Raw genomic sequence first — 21,477 nt, forward strand, 5'->3', positions numbered from 1 at the left:
CCCCGCCCCCGCCTGGCAGGCCTTCGTCACCGCCGTCCGCACCGGCGAGTTCGACGCCCGCTGACCGCAGTCACCATCGGCCCCGCCGCCCCATACTCGGGGCGGCGGGGCCGAGATGTGCGCAACTGCGCAGCGGGCGGCTCTTTTCTGCCAAATTGGTCTCTACCATTGCCCCGAATCCGGGATTCCGGAAGGCTCGCCGCCGAGCACCGGGAAGCGGACTCCGGTGTTCTCCCTTGAGCGAGGAAGACACCGACATGGCACTTCGCAAGGCGGTTACCAGCATGGCCCTGGCCGGACTGTTCTCGGTGGCGGGCGGCCTGATGGTCGCCCCCGCTGCCCAGGCGTCCACCACGAGGACGACCGGTTACACCTACATCGGCATGTACCCGAGCGGCGCCGCATGCGACGCGGCCGGCAAGGCCTACGTGGCCCGCGGGGAGGCGGTCAACTACTTCTGCGACGTCGCCCCGACCACCGCCCGCCTCTCCGTCTGGTTCTACTAGAAACCACCGGGTGACCATCTGAGGGGCGGGAAGCCGGCGTGGCCGGCTTCCCGCCCTTTTCCCCTACTCTGGTGGCCAGTTGGCAGCACGGCCTCGGGAGGGCGCGCGATGGACACCACCCACATCACCACCTGGCGGAAGAGCTCGTACAGCGGCAGCGGCGGTACGTGCGTCGAGGTTGCCGACGGCTTCGCCGGCGTCATGCCCGTACGCGACTCCAAGGACCCCTCCGGCCCGGCCCTCCTCTTCCCCGCCCCCGCCTGGCAGGCCTTCGTCACCGCCGTCCGCACCGGCGAGTTCGACACCCACTGACCACAACCCTCGGCCCCGCCACCCCATGCTCGGGGCGGCGGGGCCGAGCGGTCAGAGCCCGAAGTTCCAGTCGACGATCATCTGCAGCAGGTCCTTGCGCTCGTCCACGAAGTCCATCGCGATCACGCCGTAGTGGGCGCGCTGGGAGATGCGCGGCGTCAGGTAGTCCTGGATGGAGGGATTGACGACCTTGGCGATCTGGTACGGGGTGTCCGGGAAGCTGCTGGAGCTGGCGAAGTGGAGGTACAGCTTGCCGTCGTTCTGGCCGTAGAACGCCGTGTCCAGCCCTTCCCTGACCCGCTGGACCTTGCGGCTGGGCCCGTCGCTCCACGCGTCCTGCAGCCAGATCCGGGAACTGTCCCCCCACTGCAGCGGGTCGTAGCGCCCGTCGCCCCAGGTGAAGTCCGACATGATGGGGACGATCTTGCCGCGCACCTGCCCGAGTGTGGGCAGTCCGCCGGGCAGTGTTCCGGCCTTGGGGAGCCAGAACCAGGGCCGGTAGTTGCCCTTCCCGTCGTAGCCGTCCATGTAGTAGTTGAAGATCTCGCTGAAGCGGTAGTCCTGCCCCTCGGTGTACTCCTTCTTGACCCGCATGATGATCGTCTCGCGGGGGTTCGCCTTCAGGAAGTCGATGCAGAGGTTCAGCACGTCACCGAAGTTGATTTTCTGGTAGATCTTGTCGTGGTGGATGGTGAAGACGTCGCCCGCCACCCGGCACCGGATGTCGAGGAAGCGCACGCCCGCCTGGAGCTGCTGGTTGATGCGCCACTCCTGGCACTGGGCGAAGCCGAAGGCGCCGCCGTCGTAGAGCGCGCAGGTCTCGTGGGTTCCGGGGATCGTCAGCTGCGACAGCTTCACGTTGTCGCCCAGCAGCGACATCCACTTGTCGGTGGGGCGGTGGACGAGGCGGTCCGGCGCGGCGACGGCCGATGCGCCCGAGCCGGCGATGCCCAGGGCCCCGGTCGTGGCCGCGAGCGCTGCGCCCCTGAGAAGGGTCCTACGGTTGATCGACATGCAAGAAGCCTCCGGACTCGGGGCCCCGATGGTGATCGGGCGTGAACGTTCTCCTTTCCGACTCCAACGGGCCTCCGTCCGAGGCCGGTTCATCGTCCGCGAACCGAACGTCCGCCACCCGCACCGCGGCCGCGCCGGCGGGCGGCACGCGGAAAACCCGGTGCGCCCGACGCGACACCTCGGTAGCCTGCACCGCCATGGCATCGGAACTGGAACGCCCCCCACTCCAGGCGGACGAACGCACCGCGATCATCGGCTGGTTGGACCTGCAGCGGAAGATCCTGCGCTGGAAGTGCGAGGGGCTGGACGACCGGGACGCGCACCGGGCGGTCGTCCCGACCTCGCCGGCCATGACGATGGCCGGCCTCATCTCGCACATGCGCTGGACCGAGCACCTCTGGCTGGAGGTGATGTTCCTCGGCGGTGACGAGAAGCAGAACCCGTCCTTCGACGAGTCCACCGAGGACGCCGACTGGCACACCGACGACCGCCCCCTCGCCGACCTGCTCGCGGAGTACGAGTCCCAGTGCGCCCGCAGCAACGAGATCGTCGCGGCGGCCTCCCTGGACGACGTCGGCCGCAAGCCCGGCTTCCGCGCCGGCGGCGCCAACCTGCGCTGGATGCTGATCCACCTCGTCGAGGAGACCGGCCGCCACGCGGGGCACGCCGACATCGTCCGCGAGCTCCTCGACGGCTCGAAGGGCTACTACTAGCGGTTCCACCGGACTTCACCGCTTCCGCCGGCCGGCGGCCCGGGAGCGGGAGGTCCGGCCGGGCGGGTGCGGGACGCTCCGTCAGGTCCCGTCCCGCGCCGGACCGGCCGTGAAGGGGCCCGTGACCGGGCAACTCCCGGTGATCCGGACGCCGCTGACGCCCTGCTAGGGTCCGGACCCGTGACGGACAGGGTGCAGAAGCAGTACGAGGCGATGCGCGGGCACTTCCACCGGGCCGCCGGGCAGCGCGGGTTCACGCTCGACCCCGCCCAGGAGCTCCCGGTCGAGCGGCTCAGCCGGCTGGCCGGCGAGCTCGCCCACCCGGCCTGGCGGCTGCGCCGCGGTCCGCGGCACCTCTACCTCTGGGGCCCGGTCGGCCGCGGCAAGAGCTGGCTGGTGGACACCTTCCTCGACGGGCTGGCGACCCCGCGCAAGCGGCGGCTGCACTTCCACGACTTCTTCCGCCGGCTGCACGAGGGCGTCGCCCACCACGCCGGGAGTCGCGGCGCGGACGGCGCGGCCGTGGACCGGGCCGTGGACGAGCTGCTCGGCGACTGCCGGGTCCTGGTCTTCGACGAGTTCCACGCCCACGACGCGGGTGACGCGATGCTGGTGGCCCGTCTGCTGCACACCCTGCTGGACCGGCGGATCACCCTGGTCACCACGTCCAACTACCCGCCCGCCGGGCTGATGCCCGACCCGCTGTACCACCACCTCTTCGAACCGACGATCAGGCTGATCGAGGAGCGGATGGACGTGGTCGACGTCTGCGGGCAGGTCGACTTCCGGCGCCTGCCCGGGTCGGAACGCGCCCACGGGTTCGGCCTCGGCGCCCGGCTCCGCCCCGGCGACGAGGCCTCGGCCGGCCTCACGGCGCCCCGGCCCGAGGAAGCGGGTCCGGTGGCCGCCCATCACCGCGAGCTGCCGGCCCGGGCGGTCCGCGAGGACCATGTGTGGTTCGGCTTCCCGGAGCTGTGCGAGGGCCTCACCTCCGTCGCGGACTACCTCGCCCTCGCCGACCGCTTCCCCACCGTCGTCCTCGACGGCGTCCCGCCGCTCACCGATGCCTCCCCCGACGGCCGCCGGCGCTTCGCCAACCTGGTCGACGTCTGCTGCGACCGCGACGTCCGCCTGGTCCTGATCGGCGCCGACCCGCTCGCCGGCCTCCCCGCCGGCTCCGCCCTCATGCGCGACCTCGACCGCACCGCCAGCCGCCTCGCCCTCCTGCGGCACCCGGCCCCGCAGGCAGGGGTTTGACGACGGACCCTAGCTTCGGGTGAAGGTCCCGAGGCCCTCGTGGTCGAGCTGTTCGACCACCACCGTGGAGGCCCGGCCGTCGGCGCCCACGCCGAACGTCACCCCGGACAGGCCGACGGCGTTCTCCCCGCGGGTGCGGAAGCTGAACACGTCCCCGGCGTAGTGCTGGAGCGGGAACTGCAGGTCGTCCGGGCCCAGGCTCATCACCAGGGCGCCGCCGTTGCCGGTGGTCACGGTCAGCGGGCCGTAGTAGCCGTTGGCGTACGTGCCGACGTAGGCCGCGTCGGGCCTGGCGGGGGCGGCGTCGGCCGGGGGCCTGGTGTAGTCGGTGGGCGAGACGCCGGTCAGCGCGGCGGCGGGGACGACCTTGCCGAAGAAGGCGAGCCAGTCGACGGTCTCGTGGCCCTCCTCGGCGAGGTCGAAGAACTCCTCGGCCACCGCCTCGGGCAGGCCGACCGGCTGGCCGTTGGTCAGCACCACGATCCCCAGCTGCTCGGAGGGCAGCAGGGTGACCACGGTGGCGGCGCCCAGTTCGAAGGCGCCGGAGTGGTTGAGCCTCAGCCGGCCGCCGTTGTCGCGGCCGACGTTCCAGCCCAGGCCGTACTGGCCGGGGTTGCCGTCGGGTGCGGACGGCGGGTTGGAGAGGCTGTGCGGCAGCCAGGTCTCGCCCAGGGCGGCGGTGTCGACGATCTGCTTGCCCTCGAAGGAGCCGTCGGCGAGCTGCAGCCGCATCCAGCGGGCGAGGTCCTGCACGGTGGAGCTGACGCCGCCGGCCGGGGACTGCGGGTCGGCGTTCTCGGTGGTGCTGACCTGCCAGCCGCCGCCGGTGCCGGTGCGCACGTGCGGCACGGCCTTGTCGGGCGCGTTGTCGTAGGCGGAGCGCAGGGAGCTCGTGGAGGTCATGCCGAGCGGCTTGTAGAGGGTGTCGGCGGCCAGGGTCTCCCAGGCGGTGCCCCTGGTCCTGGCGACGGCGACGGCCGCCTCGGTGAGGCCGTAGTTGGTGTAGGCGTAGGTGGCGCGGAAGGGGGCCAGGGGCTGGTCGCGCAGGTGCTGGAGGATGTAGTCGCGCTGGTAGCCGAGGTCCTGGAGGAGGTCGCCGGCGTGGTCGGGCAGGCCGCTGCGGTGGGAGAAGAGGTCGGCGATCGTCACGTGGCGGCCGACCCAGGGGTCGGCGAGGGTGAAGCCGGGGTCGTGGGCGATGACGGGGTCGTCCCAGGCGACCGCCTTCTGGCCGACGGCCGTGGCGACGACGGTGGAGGAGATCGGCTTGGAGACGGAGGCGAGCTGGAAGACGGTGTCGGGGTCGACGGTGTCCGGCTTGCCGAGCTCGCGGACGCCGAAGCCCTTGGCGTGGACGACCTTGTCCTTGTGGACGACGGCCAGGGCCAGGCCCGGCACGCCGGTCCTGCGCAGGGCGTCCTGGACGTAGGCGTCGATCCGGTCGACGGCGAAGGCCACCTGCTGGTCGCTCAGCTGCGGTGAGGGCTGCGGCGGCGCGGTGGGCACGGCGCCGGAGGAGCCGGGGGCGGCCTCGGGGTCGGAGGCGGCGGAGGTGCACCCGGCGAGCAGCAGGCCGGCCAGCAGGGGCGCGGCGATGCGGTGTCCCGGCCTGGCGGCGGTGCGGCGGTGCATGCGGGTCCTCCCTCGTCCGGGCGGCACGGGCCGTGCGCCTCATCGCGTGAGTACGTGAGTATTCGACGGCCCGGCGCGGCCCGGGCGGGCGCCGCGCACCGCCGTGGGCGCATTCACCCGTGCGGCGGCGGGCAGGGGTCGGGGCGGCCCGCCGGGGCCGCCCCGGGCCGGTGCGGAGCGGGAAGCCGGCCGGGCCGGCTTCCCGTGCGCACGCCCGCTCCCCCGCCCCTGGGCGACGTCCCCGTCCCTGGCCGATGTCCCCGTCCTACTCGACGACCTCGGCCTTCTCGATGACCACGTCCTCCTTGGGGACGTCCTGGTGGCCGCTCCTGGAGCCGGTGGGCACGGTCTTGACGGTGTCCACGACGTCCTGGCCCTCGACCACCTCGCCGAAGACGGCGTAGCCCCAGCCCTGGGCGTTCTTGCCGCTGTGGTCGAGGAAGTCGTTGTCGGCGACGTTGATGAAGAACTGGGCGGTGGCCGAGTGCGGGTCCCCGGTGCGGGCCATCGCGACGGTGTACCGCGTGTTCTTCAGGCCGTTGTCGGCCTCGTTCTGGATGGGGGCGCGGGTCTTCTTCTGCTTCATGCCGGGCTCCATCCCGCCGCCCTGGACCATGAAGCCGTTGATGACCCGGTGGAAGACCGTCCCGTCGTAGAAGCCGTCCCGGACGTACTGGAGGAAGTTCTCCACCGTCGCCGGGGCCTTCTCCGCGTCGAGGCGCAGGACGATGTCGCCGTGGTTGGTGCTCAGTTTGACCTTCGACACGATGACCTCACTGTACGGGTTGCGGCGGCTACGGATTGCTCACGCGCATTGTGACAGGAGGGACGGCCGGGCACCGTCGAGGCGCCTCAGTTGGCGAGGGTGAAGTCGCCGCCGACGGGGGCGGCGAGCTTGTCGATGCCGGTGAGGGCGGTGAGGGTGGGCACCGGGGTGCTGCTGTCGGCGGTGGTGCCGTCGCCGAGCTGGCCGGAGCCGTTGCTGCCCCAGGAGTGCACGGTGCTGGTCCCGGACAGGGCCACGGTGTGCTCCCGGCCGCCGGCCACCAGCCGTACGCCGCTCAGGCCGGGGACGGTGACGGGGGTGACGCGGAAGACGGTGGTGCCGTCGCCGAGCTGGCCGGCGGTGTTCTGGCCCCAGGCCTTGAGGCGGTGGTCGGTGTCGACGACGGCCATGCTGTGGTTGCAGCCGGCCGCGATCCGGGTGACCCCGCCGGTCCAGGCCCCGTGGGTGGTGACGGGGGTGTAGCGGTTGATGGTGGTGTTGTCGCCGAGCTGGCCGGTGGCGTTGTAGCCCCAGGCCTTCACGGCGGCACCGGCGCCGGGCGTGCCGACCAGGACGAGGTTGTGGCTCGCGCCGGCGGCGATCCGGCTGACGCCGGTCAGTCCGACGACCCGCGCGGGGAGGCCTCGGTTGGTCGAAGTCCCGTCGCCCAGCTGGCCGTTGCTGTTGTAGCCCCAGGCCCAGACGGTGCCGTCCTCGCGCAGCGCGAGGCTGTGGTGGAGGCCGGCGGCGATGGCGACGACCTTGTGGAGGCCCTCGACCCGCACCGGGACGCCGCTGTCGGCGCCGGTGCCGTTGCCGAGCTGGCCGTGGTTGTTCTGGCCCCAGGCCAGGACGGTGCCGTCGGCGAGCAGGGCGAGGCTGTGCGCGCCGCCGGCGGCGATGTCGGTGGCGTCGGTGAGACCGGCCACCTGGCCGGGCGCGTTGTGGCTGAACACCGTGCCGTCGCCGAGCTGGCCCGAGCCGTTGACGCCCCAGGACTGCACCGTGCGGTCGGCCAGCAGGGCCAGCCCGTGGCCGAGGGTGGCACCGGCCCCGCCGGCGGCGATCTTCACCACGTCGGCGCTGGTCAGCCCGAGCACGGCGGTGGCCGTGGTGCGGAGGTCGGCCCAGGTGCCGTCCCCGAGCTGGCCGGAGCGGTTGTTGCCCCAGGACTTCAGGCGCTTCTCTGCCATGCGACGATGCCTCTTTACTTGTATGACAATAAGTCAAATCGTCGACATGTCAGATCTGTTGACGAGTCCACGATCATGGACCGACGCTACCCACGCGCACGTCACCGGCACGGGAAACGGCGGCGCCGGCCACTCGATCGGGTGATGGCGGGCCTCCGGCGCGGCCGCTGAGCCGTACGTCCCGCAGCGCATGGCGCGGGACGGAGGGCTCAGCGGGCACGGAGGGCTCAGCGGGCACGGAGGGCTCAGCGGGTGCGGAGGGCTCAGCGGGTGCGGAAGGCCTGCCGGTAGGCGCCGGGGGTGGTGCCGGTGCGGGCGCGGAAGCGGCGGCGCAGGTTGACGGCGGAGGTCAGCCCGACGCGGGCGGCGATCGCGTCGACGGGCAGGTCGGTGTCCTCCAGCAGGACGCGGGCCGCGGCCAGCCGGCGGGCGAGCAGCCAGGCGCCCGGGCTGGTGCCGAGCTGGTCGGCGAAACGCCGGGCCAGGGTGCGGGGCGAGACGCCGAGGCGGGCGGCCAGGGCCTCGACCGACAGGGGCGCGCCCAGGCGCTCGTCGGCCCAGGCGAGCAGGCCGTCCAGCACCTGCCCCGACGGCACCGGCACCGACGGTGCCGGCGGCAGCAGCGACGGCGACACCGGCTGCGGCGCGCAGGGCGTGCGGTCGTCGTCGGGGTGCGGAGCCATCGCCATGTGCCGGGCCAGCGCGGCGGCGTGGGCGGCGCCGTGGTCGCGCCGGACCAGGTGCAGGCACAGGTCGAGGCCGGCGCCGGCGCCCGCGCTGGTGGCGACGTCGCCGTGGTCCACGTAGCGCCGGTGCGGCTCGACCCGGATCCGGGGGTACGCGCGGCGCAGCTGGTCGGCGCGGGCCCGGTGGGTGGTGGCGGTGCGGCCGTCGAGCAGTCCGGTGCGGGCCAGGGCGAACACCCCGGAGCAGATGGCGGCCAGCCGGGCCCCGCGGGCGTGCGCCCGCAGCAGGGCGCGGCGCACGGGGTCGGTGAGGGGTTCGTCCACGGGCAGCCAGCCGGGGACGATCACGGTGTCGGCGGTGTCGAGCGCGTCGAGGCCGTGCGGCACGGACATGGTGTAGCCGCCGGTGGTGGGCACCGGGCCGGGGACCTGCGTGCAGGTGGCGAAGGTGTAGTGCTGCGGCAGGCCGGGTCTCGGTGTGCCGAAGACCTCGGCGGCGCAGCCGAGTTCGAAGGTCGACTGGACGGGCCGGACCAGGGCCACCACGCGGTGCATGGCAGGAAAGTACCCCAGGGTGTCGCGGTGGGGCCTGTCCGGGCCGGCCGGGGCGCGGCACCGTTGCGGGCATGTACCCGGAGATCCTTGCCCAGCAGGGCTACACGTCCGTGTCCGTCGACGAGTCCCCGGTCCGCGAGCTGTTCCCCGGTGTCCGGCTGCGGGCCCTGTGGCGGGGGCCGGACGGCGCGCACGCCCATGTGCTGGAGATGGCGGCGGGCTCCCGCTGGCCGCACCGTGACGTCCACGAGCCTGGGCCGGAGGAGGTGTTCGTGGTGGCGGGCGTCTTCAACGACGGGGCGCGGGACTACCCGGCCGGTACGTTCCTGCACGCCCCGGCGGGGTCGTGGCACGTGCCGTCGACGGCCGTCGGCTGCACGCTGTTCGTGTTCTACCCGCAGGGGTAGGGCCGCGGGGGCGGGGGCGGGAGGCCGCCGGGGTCGGGCTTCCCGCCCCGCTCCGGGCCGGTCAGGAGCCGGGGTTCAGCGAGGCGTTGACGTCCTTGAGGAACTCGGCGACGGGGCGGCCGAGGAGGTCGGAGCTGTCGAGGGAGACGCCGTAGCGGTTCTCCAGGTCGGCGAGGACGCCCAGCACGCCCAGGGAGTCGACGCCGAGGTCGAGGAACATGCGGCCGGGGTCGGCGAGTTCCTCGGCGGTGACCTGGACGCCGGCGCGGGTCCTGACCAGGGTGGCCAGTTCCTCGTAGGTGATCTCCGTGGCCATCGGGCCCTCCGGGGGTGCGTGGGTGGCAGGGCCGACGGCGGTCGGGTCGTTCAACGGGTGGCCCTGTGCGCGCAGTTGTACGTGGTCGCCAGGCGTCCGGTCCAGCTCGTTCACTCGTACGCGTGAGGGCTTTCACGGGGACGGCCGGGACGCACCGCCGGGCGGGGCGGGCGCCGGACCGGGCGCCCGTGGCCCGGCGGGCTCAGGCCGCGCCGAAGTGCCGTTTGGTGTCGGCGATCAGCGTCCGCTGGAAGGCCGTCCCGGGCATGTCGGTCAGTGCCGCGGGGCGGCGCAGCAGTGGGGCCGGCTCGTAGGCGAAGGTCCAGGTGAAGCGGGTGCCGCCGCCCGGGAGGGGTTCGAGGAGGTAGTCCTCGCCGAAGCGCCGGTACAGCGGCAGGGAGGCCTCGGTGACGCGGAACGCGTGCCGCGTTCCCTCCTCCCAGAGCGTGAACTCCTCGCGCAGCCGCAGCGTCCCGAGCGCGGTGATCTCCCGGGTGGTGCCGACGCCGTGCGGGGCCGGTGAGGTGTAGCGGCCGCCGGCCAGGCCCCGGCACCAGGACAGCGGTGCCGGGCCGGCGAGTCCCGCCCACACGCTCCGCGGTGCCACCGGCAGGTCCATCACGTGGCGGTGGCGGTGCGGGGCGGTGTCGAAGAAGGAGGCGTCGAAGCGCTCCAGTGCGAACCAGGGCATCGGGGCCTCCTCGTGGCGGGTCGGGGGATGCGCCCGAGCGTACCGGGCGGGGGAACCGGGCGCCCCGTCAGGTCGGGCTCCCTGTCGGGCCTGGCCGGGCCGTCGGGCCTGGCCGGGGCGTCGGACCGGGGCCGTCAGGCGATGCGGTGGGCCAGGCCCGGGTAGTCGGCGACCAGGCCGTCCGCGTCCAGCAGCAGGTCCGCCCGGTAGTCGCCGGAGGCGTAGCGGACGGTGGCGCCTCCGTCCTCGTAGCGGTGCAGGTGGGTGTAGGTCTGGCGGGAGGGCACGACGACCAGCTCGGGCACCCGGATCCAGGCCATCAGGAAGTGGTGTTCGCCCGGGCCGCGGTGGAGGGCGTGGCGCAGGACGGGCGGGGTGTTGGTGAGCGGGGACAGGCCGAGGTCGCAGTCGAGGGCGCCGTCGAGGTCGGGGCGCGGGGTGCCGTCGACGGTCCAGTGGCCGGTGGTCTCGTCGCGGCGCAGGTCGAGGGTGCGGACGGTGTCGGGGGTGCGGGCGGTGACGTGCATGCGGCGGGTGGTGAAGCCGTCGCCGGTGTCGAGTTCGTAGTCGAGCCAGTACGGGGCCGGTTCGGCGGCGGCGACGCGGCCGCGGGCGGTCAGGGCGGTGGGGCGCAGGTCGATCCAGGAGGTCTCCAGGCCGGCGGTCTCGGTGACCCGCCAGGTGGGTGCGGCGGTGGGTGCGGCGGGGCGGTTCGGGTCGGGGGCGGTGCGGCTGTTCATTCGTGCACGGTACTGCCGGGTGCCGACAGCGGGCCCGACGGGCCGTCAACGCGGGGGGTTCATTCGTTCGGGTGAGGGTGAGGGCGGGGCGTGCCTCGTGCGGGGCGGGGCGGGGTCCGGGGCGGCGGCGGGCCCGGTCCCGGGCTCTCCATAATCGCGTGGGTGATCACATCCTGTGACGAAGCGGTGGCCCGGTTGCGGGCCCTGCCCGGACTGTCGTGCTGTGCCCGTCCCCTGAACGTGCTGCCGCTGCTGCGCACCGGCTGCCTGTCCGCGGTGGTGAGTGTGGAGGGCCCGGACGCGGGCTGGGCGGACGAGTTCGGGGCCTCCTTCCACGCGCTGGAACCGGAGCGGGGGGTGCGCGACCACACCTCGGCGGGGGCCGGGGTCCACGCGGTGCTGCGCGCGATCGCCTGCACCTCGGGCGAGGGCGAGGACGCGGGCCCGGGCGCGGGCGCGGCGGGTGGCGGCTGGCGGGGCCGGGAGCTGGCGCTGCTGCCCTACTCGGCGATGAAGGCCGAGTGGCGCACGGCACTCGGCGCGCTCGGCGCCCGCCTGCTGGAGCCGCCCTCGCACGTGGCCCTGCCGATGCTGGGCGACAAGCGGGCGCAGCGCGCGTGGCTGCGGTCGGTGGGGGCCGCGACCCCGCCGGACGCGGTGGTCCCGGCGCTCGACCACCGGGAGCTGCGCCGCCGCTTCGGTTCCCCCTACGTGGTGCAGACGCCGGTGGGCTCCAGCGGCAAGGGCACCCACCTGGTCGTCGACGAGGCGGACCTGCCCCCGATCCGCCGGGTCGGCGGCGGGCCCTGGCTGGTGAGCGGCTACGTCGAGGGTGTCGCGGTCAACCTGCACGTCCTGGTCTCGGCGGACAGCACGGTGCGGGTGCTGCGCCCGTCCGTCCAGCTGACCCGTATCGAGGGTGTCGGCGCGCCCTTCGGCGCCTACTCCGGCTGCGACTTCGCGGCCCCGGCCCTGCTGTCGCCGCTCGCCCTGGCCCGGGCCGGCGCCTCGGCGCGGCGTGTCGGCGAGGCGCTGGCCGCGCTCGGCTACCGGGGCCTGTTCGGTGCCGACTTCGTCCTGGACGGCGAGCGCCCGCTGCTGCTGGAGCTCAACTGCCGCATGCAGGGCTCGACCTGGCTGCTGGGCGAGCTCGAACTGGCCGAGCACGCGCTGCCGTCCGCGCTGCGCCACGTGCTGGAGCTCTACGGGCACGCCACCGGCGGCGAGCCGCGAACGGACGCGGCGGGCGCCGTGCAGCTGGTGGTGCGGCACACCGGAGCCCCGGTGCGGGTGGCGGCGGCGCCCGGTGGCGGTCTGCACCGGCTCAAGGACGGGCGGCTGCGGTACTGCGGCGCCGGGTTCGGCCTGCTGGAGTGCGGGCCCGACGACTGCGTGCTGCTGCAACTGCCCTCCCCCGGGACGGTGTTGCTCCCCGGGGTGCCGCTCGCCCGGGTCGTGGCCCGGCACCCGCTGACCACCCCGGACGGGACCGCGCTCACCGCGCCCGGACGGCGGCTGGTGGACGCCCTGCGCGCGGGCTTCGTCCTCGAACCCCTCGACGAACCCGTGGGATCCGCCGTCCCCTGCGCGTCGCGGTGAGGAGACCCGTGCAGAGGAGACCTGTGCCGGGGACGCCGGTGCCGGGGACACCCGTTCCGCTGTACGTCCGCGCCGCGGTGCCCGCCGACCTGCCCCGGCTGGCCGCCCTGCGGGCGGAGGCGGCCGCCTGGATCGCGCTGGAGCACGGCTCGGCCCAGTGGTCGGCCCCGTACGACCCCGAGCGCGGCCTGACGCTGATCGCCCGGGGCGCGACGGTGGTCGCCGCGCTGGCGCCGCAGGGCGAGGCCGTCGCCACCGTGACGCTGCGCCCCACCGGCAGCCCCCGCCTGTGGAGCGGCGAGGAACTCGCCCGCCCGGCCCGCTACGTGAGCTCCTTCACGGTGGACCGCCGGTACGCCGGGCGCGGCATCGGCGCCCGTCTGGGCGACTGGGCCGCCTGGCGGGCCGCGCGGGCGGGCGCCGGGCTGCTGCGGGCGAACGTGTGGAGCGACAACGCCGCCCTGCACGCCTACTACCGTGCGCAGGGCTGGCGTTGGGTGCGCACGGTGGCCCACAGCCGCAGCGGCGCCCTGTTCGAACGCGTCACGAGCGCGGTGGCGCCGCCGTGGGTCCACGAGGCGGGCCGTGTGCGGGCGTGAGCGGGGCCCTGCCCGCCCGTGGCGTGCCCGCCCGTGACGGACCGCTCGTGACGGACCGCAGGGGCGCGCCGCGCGGGCCCCTGCCGGGCGCCGCGAGGTCGGGGCCGCCGCGAGGGCGGGGGCTGGGGCGGGGGCGGGGCGAGGGCGGGGGCGGCACAGGCCCCGGGCGCCGAAGCCGGGTTCGGTGCCCGAACGCCCGGCCGGGTCGGCGCGTCGTCGCGGGCCGGGCGGTGGCTGCCGTGCCGGCCCGTGACGACGCGCCGGGCGCCACGCCCTCTCGACGCGGACCGCCGCGGGCGAGCATCCTCGTGTCCCGGTGCGCGGCGTGCGGCCGCGCACCGTCCCCGCGTCGAGTGGAGGAACCCCCGTGGACCCCGTGGAGCGTCTCGTACTGGACCCGACCGGCCGCGCCCGCGATGCCGAGAGCGCCGAGCTGTGCGCGCGCGGAGCGGCCACGCCCGTCGACATCCTGGGCGTGCGGGCCTGGTCGGTGTCCGACCCGGTGCTGCTGGAGGAGCTGACCAAGGACCCGCGCGTCTCCAAGGACGGCGCGCAGCACTGGCCGGACTTCGCCGAGGTGGTGCGGACCTGGCCGCTGGCGATCTGGGTGAGCGCGCACAACATGTTCAACGCGCACGGCGCCGACCACCGGCGGCTGCGCCGGCTGGTGGGCGGCGCCTTCACCGCCCGCCAGGTCGCCACCATGACCGCCCGCGTCGAGGAGCTGACCGACGCACTGCTGGACGGCCTGGCCGCCTGCGCCCCCGGCGAGGTGGTGGACCTGCGCGAGCGCCTGGCCTACCCGCTGCCGATCCAGGTCATCTCCCGGCTGCTGGGCCTGCCCGACGACATCACGGACACCTTCCGGGGCATGGTCGACAAGGTCTTCTCCACCACCTTGTCCGCCGAGGAGTCGGCGGCCACCGTGACCGCGTTCCTGGCCCTGCTGGAGGAGCTGATCGCCGCCAAGCGCCGCGAGCCGGGCGAGGACCTGACCTCGGCGCTGATCGCCGCCCGCGACCACGAGAGCGACGGCGAAGCCCGCGCGCTGAGCGAGGAGGAACTGCGCGACACCGTGCTGCTGATCGTCTCGGCCGGCTACGAAACCACCGTCAACCTGATCGACAACGGCATCACCGACCTGCTCACCCACCCCGAGCAGCTCGCCCTGGTGCGCGCGGGCAAGGCCGGCTGGGACGACGTCGTCGAGGAGGCGCTGCGCCGCAACGCGCCGGTCGCGCACCTGCCGATGCGCTACGCGGTGGAGGACATCGAGCTGCCCGGCGGGGTGACGGTGCGCCGGGGCGAGGCGATCCTCGCCGCCTACGCGGCCGCCGGGCGCCACCCGGTGCGCTACGGCGACAGCGGCGCCGACTTCGACGTCACCCGGCCGGTCAAGGACCACCTCGCCTTCGGGCACGGGGTGCACTTCTGCCTCGGCGCGCCGCTGGCCCGCCTGGAGGGGCGCACCGCGCTGAGCCGGCTGTTCGAGCGCTTCCCCGACCTCGCCCTCGCCCCGGACGCGCGGCTGGAGCCGGTCGACTCGCTGATCTCCAACGGGCACCGGGCGCTGCCGGTGCTGCTCGGCCCGCAGGCGCCGCAGGCGTCCTGACGCTCCGGCGCCCCCGCCGGCCGGCCCGCCACGCGCACCGCCGGCCCTCTCCGGCGCCCGCGCCCCCGCGCCCGCTGCCCTCCTTTGCACGCTCGCCCGGGTGGCGCAGCGGGGCGGGCCGGTACGGGCGGGTCGTGTTAGCAATGGCCGGAGGGGGCGGGGGGTGTCCACGCGGACGCACGCGAAGCACTGGAGACCGGAGACCGTCGTGTCGCACCACCTCAGCGGACCGAACCTGCGCTCACCGGAGGGTGACGCGCGCCTGGATCTGACCGACCTGTTCGCCTTCGCCTCGCCGGAGCCGGGCCGGACGGTGCTGATCATGAACGTGAACCCGGTCGCGCCCAGTGGCGGACAGGCCTTCCATCCGGAGGCGGTGTACCGGATCGACATCGACACCGACGGCGACCAGCGGGCCGACATCGCGTACAGCTTCACCTTCTCCGAGCCGGTGGGCGGGGCGCAGAGCATGACGGTGCGGCGTACCACCGGCGAGGGGGCGCGCGGGCACGAGGCGAGCGGCGAGGTGCTGGTGTCGCGGGCGCCGGTGAGTTTCACGGGCACTCCGGCGGTGGTGGAGGCGGGGTCGTACCGGGTGAGTGCGGGGCTGCGCAGCGACCCGTTCTTCGCGGACCTGGACGGGATCGTGAAGGACTTCCAGTGGACGGGGGTGGACTGGGGCGCGGACAAGAACGTCTTCGGGATCGTGCTGGAGGCGCCGGACGCGGCGTTCGGCGAGGTGCCGGAGATCGGGGTGTGGGCGCGGGTGAGCGTGCGCAAGGACGGTCGGCTGGTGTCGGTGGACCGGGGTGCGCATCCGTCGCTGACGGCGTACTTCAACGAGGAGGACGTGAAGGACGCGTACAACGCCGGGGAGCCGGTGGACGACTGGGTGACCTACCGTGATCCGTGGACGGCGAAGCTGCAGCACTTCGGCGGGTACACCACGGACGCGGCGCACGCGCAGCTGCGGATCGTGCTGCCGGACGTCCTGCGCTACGACCGGGCCCGCCCGGCCGTCTACCCGAACGGGCGCTCGCTGACCGACGACGTGACCTCGGCGCGGCTGACGATGCTCACCGACGGCAAGGTGTCCGGTGACCACATCGGGCCGCACACCGATCTGCTGCCGGCCTTCCCGTACCTGGGCCACCCGCACTGACCTCGGGGGCCCGCCCTGTGGAGGGTTCCGGCCCGTGGAGGGTTCCGGCCCGTGGAGGGTTCCCGGCCCGTGGAGGGTTCCCGGCCCGTGGGGCAAGCAGGCGCGCCCCTGTCAGATGTCAGGGACCGCTGCGGGCGCCGGATTCCTAGGCTGACGGGCACCGGACGGACGGGTCGTCCGTCCTCGTACCAGCCAAGGGAGAACCACTCATGCGCAGGATCACCCACGCCGTCGCCGCCCTGGCCATGGCCGCCGCCGCGCTGACCACGATGGGGGCCGGCAGTGCCGGCGCCGCCGCCGGCGACTGGGCGGGCTGCCCGTCCGGGGCGGTCTGCATCTACCCGCAGGACCAGGACCCGGCGGTCAGCCCCAGTGCCGTCTACCGGAGCTACGGCGCGCACAACCTGAGCGGCCAGTACGGCAACCACTGGGTGCTCAACAACCAGACCGGCGGCGCGCACGCCCACCTGTGCCGTGCCTCGGGCGGCGGTGACTGCGTCTACGACATCGCGGCGCAGCGCGGCGTGTACTACGACCTGGGTCCGATCAACTCGATCACGCTCGACCGTCCCTGACGTTCCGTCAGGTCAGAGCCGGGGGTGCCCGCCGTCCGAGGGGAGCGGCGGGCATTCCGCTTTCCCGCGCCGCGGGCGCGCCGCCCGTCCGAGGCGTGTTCACGAAGATAACGAATGGTGGTGGATTCCGGGGAGTCTGGTTTTACTTATTGACGTCATGTACGCGCCCAGGTTTAACTCCCCCCACCCCGCCGCGAAGCCGCGGCGATCCCAGGGAGAGGTATCCGATGAACGCCGTACTGCGTCGCGCCCTCGTCTCCACCATGGGCCTCGCGCTGACCCTGTCCATGACCGCCGCGTGCGGGAAGGCCAGCGGCGCCAAGAACGAGGCATCCGCCGCCGGCAACCCCGACGCCATCGGCCTACTGCTGCCCGAGAACGCCTCCTCCGTGCGCTACGAGTCCTTCGACCGGCCGTTCATCGAGGCCAAGGTCAAGTCCCTGTGCGCACAGTGCAAGGTGCTGTACAACAACGCCGAGGGCAGCGCGGCCAAGCAGAAGCAGCAGTTCGACACCCTGCTCACCCAGGGCGTCAAGGTGATCATCCTCGACCCGTACGACGCCGACTCCACCCAGAGCTGGGTCGAGGAGGCCGCCGCCAAGGGCGTCAAGGTCCTCGCCTACGACCGCCTGGCCAGCGGCCCGGTCGCCGCGTACACCTCCTTCGACAACGAGAAGGTCGGCGAACTCCAGGGCCGGGCCCTGCTGGACGCGCTCGGCCCGCAGGCCGCCGAGGCCAACATCGTCATGATCGACGGCGACGAGGCCGACCCGAACTCCGCGCAGTTCAAGTCCGGCGCGCACAAGGCCCTCGACGGGAAGATCAAGAAGGTCGTCTACGAGCAGTCCGGGCAGTGGAACGCCGCCGTCGCCGCGCAGAAGATCTCCGCCGCCGTCACCGAGTTCGGCAAGAACGGCTTCCAGGGCGTCTACTCCGCCAACGACGGCATGGCCGCCGCCATCATCACCCAGCTCAAGGGCGCCGGCATCAACATCCCCGTCGGCGGCCAGGACGCCAGCCTGGACGCCATCCAGCGCGTCGTGAACGGCGACCAGGCGTACACCATCTACAAGGCCTACCGCCCGATCACCGACACCGCCGCCGAACTGGCCGTCGCCCTGCTGCGGGGCAAGGACGTCAAGAGCATCGCCCCCGACAGCGTCGACAGCGCCACCGCCAAGAACATCCCGTCCAAGCTGCTGGACGCCAAGGTCGTCACCAAGGACACCATCGCCACCACCGTGGTGGCCGACGGCATCTACAAGGTCTCCGACATCTGCACCGCCGACTACGCCGCCGCGTGCGCCGCCGCCGGCCTCAAGTAGGCCCCCTCCAGCAGAACCCTCTCCAGCAGGACCCCTTCAGCAGGCCCCTCTCCAGCAGGCCTCGGCTATCACACCAAGTAGCCGCTCCCCCAAGGTGGTTGTTCCCGTGACAGGCGCACCCGTCCTGCAGCTGCGCTCGGTCTCCAAGCGCTTCGGTGCCGTCCAGGCCCTCACCGACGTCGACCTCACCGTCCACGCCGGCGAGGTGCTCGCCCTCGTCGGCGACAACGGCGCCGGCAAGTCCACCCTCGTCAAGACCATCGCCGGCGTCCACCCCGTGGACGAGGGCACCCTCGCCTGGCACGGCGAGCCGGTGCGCCTGGCCCGCCCCCAGGACGCCACCGCCCTCGGCATCGCGACCGTCTACCAGGACCTCGCGCTGTGCGACAACCTCGACGTCATCGCCAACCTCTTCCTCGGCCACGAGAAACGCCGCCGCGGCCTGCTCGACGAGGTCGCCATGGAACAGCACGCCCGGCGGCTGCTGGACACCCTCTCCATCCGCATCCCCGACGTGCGCACCCCCGTGGCCGCCCTGTCCGGCGGACAGCGCCAGGTGGTGGCCATCGCCCGCGCCCTGGTCGGCGAGCCGGCCCTGGTCGTCCTGGACGAGCCCACCGCGGCCCTCGGCGTCGAACAGACCGCCCAGGTCCTCGACCTGGTGGAGCGGCTGCGCGGGCAGGGCCTGGCGGTCGTGCTGGTCAGCCACAACATGGCCGACGTACGGGCGGTGGCCGACACCGTCGCCGTCCTGCGCCTGGGCCGCAACAACGGCGTCTTCCCGGTGGCCGGCACCACCCAGGAGCAGATCGTCGCCGCGATCACCGGCGCCACCGACAACGCCCACGCCCGCCGGGCCCGCCGCACCGGGCCCACCGAGGAGGCCGGGCACACCGGGCACACCGGGCCCACCGAGGAGGCCGAGGCCGTATGAGCACCCCCGAAGCACCCGCCCCCGCCCCCGCCACCGCCACCGCCACCGCGGCCACGCCGGACCCCAGGCTGCACCGCACCGAACCGGGCTGGGCCGGCCAACTGCGCGCCGCCCGCCGGCGCCTGGCCTCCGGCGAGCTCGGCTCACTGCCGGTCGTCGTCGGCCTCGTCGTGATCGCCGTCGTCTTCCAGTCCGTCACCCACCACTTCCTGCAGGCCGACAACCTCACCAACATCACCCGCTTCATCGCCGGGCCCGGCCTGATCGCGGTCGGTGTCGTCTTCGTGCTGATCCTCGGCGAGATCGACCTCTCCCTCGGCTCGGTCGCCGGCGCCGGCGCCGCCATCGCGGCGGTGCTGACGGTGCGCCAGGGCTGGAGCGAGTGGGTGGCGATCCTCGCCGCCCTCGGCGCGGCCTGCGTCATGGGGCTGCTGCACGGCCTGTTCTTCGCCCGCGTCGGCGTGCCCGCCTTCGTGGTCACCCTCGCCGGGATGCTCGCCTGGAGCGGCCTGCAGGAGTACGTGCTCGGCGACGGCGGCACCGTCAACAACCGCCACGGCGGCGTCGTCGCCGGCCTGGACAGCACCTTCCTCGGCGACGGCGACATCGCCTACGCCTGGGCCCTGGCCGTCCTCGCCCCCGTCCTCTACCTGGCCGCCCGCCTGAACACCGCCCGCCGGCGCCGCGCCGCCGGCCTCACCGCACCCCCCGCCGCCGACAGCGCCGTGCGCGCCGCCGCCCTCGCCGTCCTCACCCTCGCCACCGCCTACACCCTCAACCAGGACCGCGGCCTGCCGCTGTCCCTGGTCGTCCTGCTCGGCGCCGTCCTCGCCACCGACTTCGTGCTGCGCCGCACCCGCTACGGCCGCCAGGTCTTCGCCGTCGGCGGCGGCGTCGAGGCCGCCCGGCGCGCGGGCGTCAACGTCGCCCGGGTACGGATCTCCGTCTTCGTGCTCTCCGCGTTCCTGGCGGGCCTGGGCGGCCTGTTCTACGCCTCCCAGCAGGGCTCCGCCGACAAGCAACTGGGCAGCGGCAACGTCCTGATGAGCGCCATCGCCGCGGCCGTCATCGGCGGCACCAGCCTCTTCGGCGGCCGCGGCAAGACCTGGTCCGCCCTGCTGGGCATCCTCGTCATCCAGTCCATCACCACCGGCCTGGACATGGTCCACGCCGCCCAGGCCATCCAGTACATGATCACCGGCGCGGTGCTGCTGGCCGCCGTCGTCCTCGACTCCCTCACCCGCCGCACCCGCAGCAGCGGCCGCCGGTAGCGCCGCCCGGCCCGGCGGAACCCCGGCCCGGCGCCCCGCGATGCGGCGGGACGCCGGGCCCTTTCGCGGCCCGCCTCCCGCTCCGGCACCGCGAGAGGACCTGCCGATGTTCGCACTGCTCCCCGGCATCGGGGGCCGACTGCCGGGCGCGACGGGCACCCTGCGGTTCGGCCTGGACGACCGGACGACCGCCGGGACCCTGGCCGGGCTCGGCCCGCTCCCGACGCGGCCCGTACCCGACACGGTCCGGAGCCGCACCGCCCGCTGGGCGGACATCGAAGTGACCGCCGGTGCCGAGGAGTTGGACGGCGCCGAGGCGCCCTGGCTGCGGCGGAAGCCGCCGAGGCCGAACGCGCCCTCAGCGGCTCCCCGTACCTGTGGACCACGGAACGCGACCGGTGGCAGCTCCACGAGAGCGGCGGCGGCCATGTGGTCCGGCGCCGGGACGCGCCGTGGACGCACCTGCTGGTCTGCAACGACACCTTGGCGCAGCGGATCACTGCCGAGATGCTCGCCGCCGGCGTGGACGTCGGTCCGGAGCGGTTCTGAGCCCTCCCCGGCCCCTGTCGCGGGTCCGGGCCGAGCCGTCGACCGAGCCGTCGACCGGGCCCGTGACGGAGAGCCCGGTGGACGGCCGTCACCGCGGTTGCCGGGTCCCGAGCGCCCGGGCGAGCTGCCTGCCCTGCGCGGGTGTGATGCCGTGGGCGAGCTGCCGGGCGAACCGCGGGCTTCCCGGGACGTCGCACCGCAGGATCCCGGCGACGGCGCGCTCCCGCCCTGCCCGGGGCCGGCCCCATCGCCGGCCCTGCGGTGCGCTCCAGCGAGCGGGTGCCCAGCGCAGGTGCCGCAGGACGAAGGCGGCAAGGTGCGCCGCGTTCTCCGGCGGTGTCCCGACGGCGGCCAGCGCCGCCCGCACCACCTCTGCGGCGTCCGGCGGCAGTTGCGCGTCGCCGAGCGTCGGCAGCAGGAGCAGCAGCCGCACCGACGGGTCGTGCACACCGGGCGCGGCGTGGTCGGGCGTGTTCGCGACGTGGATCAGCTCCCGCCAGGACAGGCCCGGTCCCTGCTGGTGTTCCGGCTCCGGGAGGTGGGTGTCGACGGCGGCGAGACGACCTCGCACCCGGCCCCAGTCGGGGTGGACGACCAGGTACTCCGTTCCCCACTCCGTGGGGAGGTCGCAGCTGTACACGTGCACCGCGTGCCCGCCGCCGAAGGGCAGGCGCGCCTCCAGCCCCTCCAGCATCGACGTCTCCCACGCGGCGTCGGCCTCGGCGCCACCGGTACCGAACCACCCGGCGACCAGCTCGCGCTCCGTCTCCGCCACCGCGCAATGCCGCGTCAGGTACGCGGCCCACCACTCCGGTCGGGCCGCTGTCCTCCCGCCATGTCGGTCGTCCAGCACCGGACCAGGCTCCCATGCCCCGCCGCGCAGGATCGGTGCCCCGACGGCCAGGTCGCCTTGTCTCTCCCCCCCCGGAGCCGCACGCTTCCTCCACGCCCGCACAGGCAACAGGGCCGGCATCGGACAAGTCGGCATCCCTGCCCACCTCGCGGACCCAGCAGCTGGCGGACCGGCACCCGAGGCGGGGGCGGGCCCGGACCGGTCCGGGCC

Annotated in this window: 22 protein-coding genes; 13 read left to right on the forward strand and 9 right to left on the reverse strand. The window is 74.1% G+C overall.

Annotated features, from left to right (window positions below):
• Nucleotides 1–257: 257 nt before the first annotated feature.
• Both ACFVGO_RS25305 and ACFVGO_RS25310 read left to right on the forward strand, forming a co-directional pair.
• Entirely contained in the window at nt 258–506 is a 249-nt protein-coding gene (locus tag ACFVGO_RS25305; RefSeq protein ID WP_359913019.1) for a hypothetical protein, read from the forward strand.
• Nucleotides 507–614: 108 nt separating this feature from the next.
• Nucleotides 615–818: a DUF397 domain-containing protein gene (locus ACFVGO_RS25310; protein WP_380634201.1), complete on the forward strand. Its 204-nt coding sequence runs from the start codon at nt 615–617 to the stop codon at nt 816–818.
• 51 nt (nt 819–869) lie between these two features.
• Here the strand turns inward: ACFVGO_RS25310 and ACFVGO_RS25315 are convergent, their stop codons facing one another.
• Nucleotides 870–1,832 carry a phosphatidylinositol-specific phospholipase C gene (locus tag ACFVGO_RS25315; RefSeq protein ID WP_380634203.1) on the reverse strand — a complete coding sequence of 321 codons (963 nt, stop codon included), beginning with the start codon at nt 1,830–1,832 and terminating at the stop codon, nt 870–872.
• Between the two features lie 197 nt (nt 1,833–2,029).
• Here ACFVGO_RS25315 and ACFVGO_RS25320 point away from each other — a divergent pair, with 197 nt between their 5' ends.
• Nucleotides 2,030–2,545: a DinB family protein gene (locus tag ACFVGO_RS25320; protein WP_380634205.1), complete on the forward strand. Its 516-nt coding sequence runs from the start codon at nt 2,030–2,032 to the stop codon at nt 2,543–2,545.
• Nucleotides 2,546–2,725: 180 nt separating this feature from the next.
• Nucleotides 2,726–3,802, forward strand: coding sequence for a cell division protein ZapE (gene zapE, locus ACFVGO_RS25325; protein ID WP_380634207.1), 1,077 nt, complete (start codon nt 2,726–2,728; stop codon nt 3,800–3,802).
• A 9-nt stretch (nt 3,803–3,811) separates the two neighbouring features.
• Here the strand turns inward: zapE and ACFVGO_RS25330 are convergent, their stop codons facing one another.
• From ACFVGO_RS25330 to ACFVGO_RS25345, 4 genes are all read right to left on the reverse strand, one after another.
• Nucleotides 3,812–5,434: a serine hydrolase gene (locus ACFVGO_RS25330; protein ID WP_380634209.1), complete on the reverse strand. Its 1,623-nt coding sequence runs from the start codon at nt 5,432–5,434 to the stop codon at nt 3,812–3,814.
• Nucleotides 5,435–5,699: 265 nt separating this feature from the next.
• Nucleotides 5,700–6,200: a peptidylprolyl isomerase gene (locus ACFVGO_RS25335; protein ID WP_380353264.1), complete on the reverse strand. Its 501-nt coding sequence runs from the start codon at nt 6,198–6,200 to the stop codon at nt 5,700–5,702.
• 86 nt (nt 6,201–6,286) lie between these two features.
• Nucleotides 6,287–7,393 carry an RCC1 domain-containing protein gene (locus tag ACFVGO_RS25340; RefSeq protein WP_380353263.1) on the reverse strand — a complete coding sequence of 369 codons (1,107 nt, stop codon included), beginning with the start codon at nt 7,391–7,393 and terminating at the stop codon, nt 6,287–6,289.
• A 263-nt stretch (nt 7,394–7,656) separates the two neighbouring features.
• On the reverse strand, nt 7,657–8,634 hold the full coding sequence (locus ACFVGO_RS25345) for a helix-turn-helix domain-containing protein (RefSeq protein ID WP_380634212.1): 978 nt from the start codon (nt 8,632–8,634) through the stop codon (nt 7,657–7,659).
• Between the two features lie 71 nt (nt 8,635–8,705).
• Here ACFVGO_RS25345 and ACFVGO_RS25350 point away from each other — a divergent pair, with 71 nt between their 5' ends.
• Nucleotides 8,706–9,041: a cupin domain-containing protein gene (locus ACFVGO_RS25350; RefSeq protein ID WP_359912995.1), complete on the forward strand. Its 336-nt coding sequence runs from the start codon at nt 8,706–8,708 to the stop codon at nt 9,039–9,041.
• A 61-nt stretch (nt 9,042–9,102) separates the two neighbouring features.
• Here the strand turns inward: ACFVGO_RS25350 and ACFVGO_RS25355 are convergent, their stop codons facing one another.
• The 3 genes from ACFVGO_RS25355 to ACFVGO_RS25365 form a co-directional block, all read right to left on the reverse strand.
• Nucleotides 9,103–9,357, reverse strand: a complete 255-nt coding sequence (locus ACFVGO_RS25355; RefSeq protein ID WP_359912992.1) for an acyl carrier protein — start codon at nt 9,355–9,357, stop codon at nt 9,103–9,105.
• A gap of 202 nt (nt 9,358–9,559) precedes the next feature.
• A complete protein-coding gene (locus ACFVGO_RS25360) occupies nt 9,560–10,048 on the reverse strand; it encodes an SRPBCC family protein (RefSeq protein ID WP_359912989.1) in 489 nt (162 codons plus the stop codon).
• A gap of 134 nt (nt 10,049–10,182) precedes the next feature.
• Nucleotides 10,183–10,788: a putative glycolipid-binding domain-containing protein gene (locus ACFVGO_RS25365; RefSeq protein WP_380634215.1), complete on the reverse strand. Its 606-nt coding sequence runs from the start codon at nt 10,786–10,788 to the stop codon at nt 10,183–10,185.
• A 162-nt stretch (nt 10,789–10,950) separates the two neighbouring features.
• Here ACFVGO_RS25365 and ACFVGO_RS25370 point away from each other — a divergent pair, with 162 nt between their 5' ends.
• From ACFVGO_RS25370 to ACFVGO_RS25405, 8 genes are all read left to right on the forward strand, one after another.
• Nucleotides 10,951–12,387: an ATP-grasp domain-containing protein gene (locus ACFVGO_RS25370; protein WP_380634218.1), complete on the forward strand. Its 1,437-nt coding sequence runs from the start codon at nt 10,951–10,953 to the stop codon at nt 12,385–12,387.
• An 8-nt stretch (nt 12,388–12,395) separates the two neighbouring features.
• Complete coding sequence (locus ACFVGO_RS25375) at nt 12,396–12,986, forward strand: GNAT family N-acetyltransferase (protein ID WP_380634221.1); 591 nt, start codon at nt 12,396–12,398, stop codon at nt 12,984–12,986.
• Between the two features lie 367 nt (nt 12,987–13,353).
• Complete coding sequence (locus tag ACFVGO_RS25380) at nt 13,354–14,598, forward strand: cytochrome P450 (RefSeq protein ID WP_359912978.1); 1,245 nt, start codon at nt 13,354–13,356, stop codon at nt 14,596–14,598.
• Nucleotides 14,599–14,806: 208 nt separating this feature from the next.
• Complete coding sequence (locus ACFVGO_RS25385; RefSeq protein WP_359912975.1) at nt 14,807–15,760, forward strand: DUF4331 family protein; 954 nt, start codon at nt 14,807–14,809, stop codon at nt 15,758–15,760.
• A gap of 209 nt (nt 15,761–15,969) precedes the next feature.
• Nucleotides 15,970–16,335, forward strand: a complete 366-nt coding sequence (locus tag ACFVGO_RS25390) for a hypothetical protein (RefSeq protein WP_359912972.1) — start codon at nt 15,970–15,972, stop codon at nt 16,333–16,335.
• Nucleotides 16,336–16,562: 227 nt separating this feature from the next.
• Nucleotides 16,563–17,660, forward strand: coding sequence for a sugar ABC transporter substrate-binding protein (locus ACFVGO_RS25395; RefSeq protein ID WP_380634224.1), 1,098 nt, complete (start codon nt 16,563–16,565; stop codon nt 17,658–17,660).
• 106 nt (nt 17,661–17,766) lie between these two features.
• Nucleotides 17,767–18,594, forward strand: coding sequence for an ATP-binding cassette domain-containing protein (locus ACFVGO_RS25400; protein ID WP_359912966.1), 828 nt, complete (start codon nt 17,767–17,769; stop codon nt 18,592–18,594).
• Entirely contained in the window at nt 18,591–19,865 is a 1,275-nt protein-coding gene (locus ACFVGO_RS25405) for a sugar ABC transporter permease (RefSeq protein WP_380634228.1), read from the forward strand. Before ACFVGO_RS25400 ends, ACFVGO_RS25405 begins: the two co-directional genes overlap by 4 nt.
• Before the next feature lie 637 nt (nt 19,866–20,502).
• Here ACFVGO_RS25405 and ACFVGO_RS25410 read toward each other — a convergent pair.
• A complete protein-coding gene (locus ACFVGO_RS25410) occupies nt 20,503–21,189 on the reverse strand; it encodes a hypothetical protein (protein WP_380634230.1) in 687 nt (228 codons plus the stop codon).
• Between the last annotated feature and the right edge of the window lie 288 nt (nt 21,190–21,477).

The organism is Kitasatospora sp. NPDC057738, assembly GCF_042798815.1.
Classification (GTDB): Bacteria; Actinomycetota; Actinomycetes; order Streptomycetales; family Streptomycetaceae; genus Kitasatospora; species Kitasatospora lactacystinica.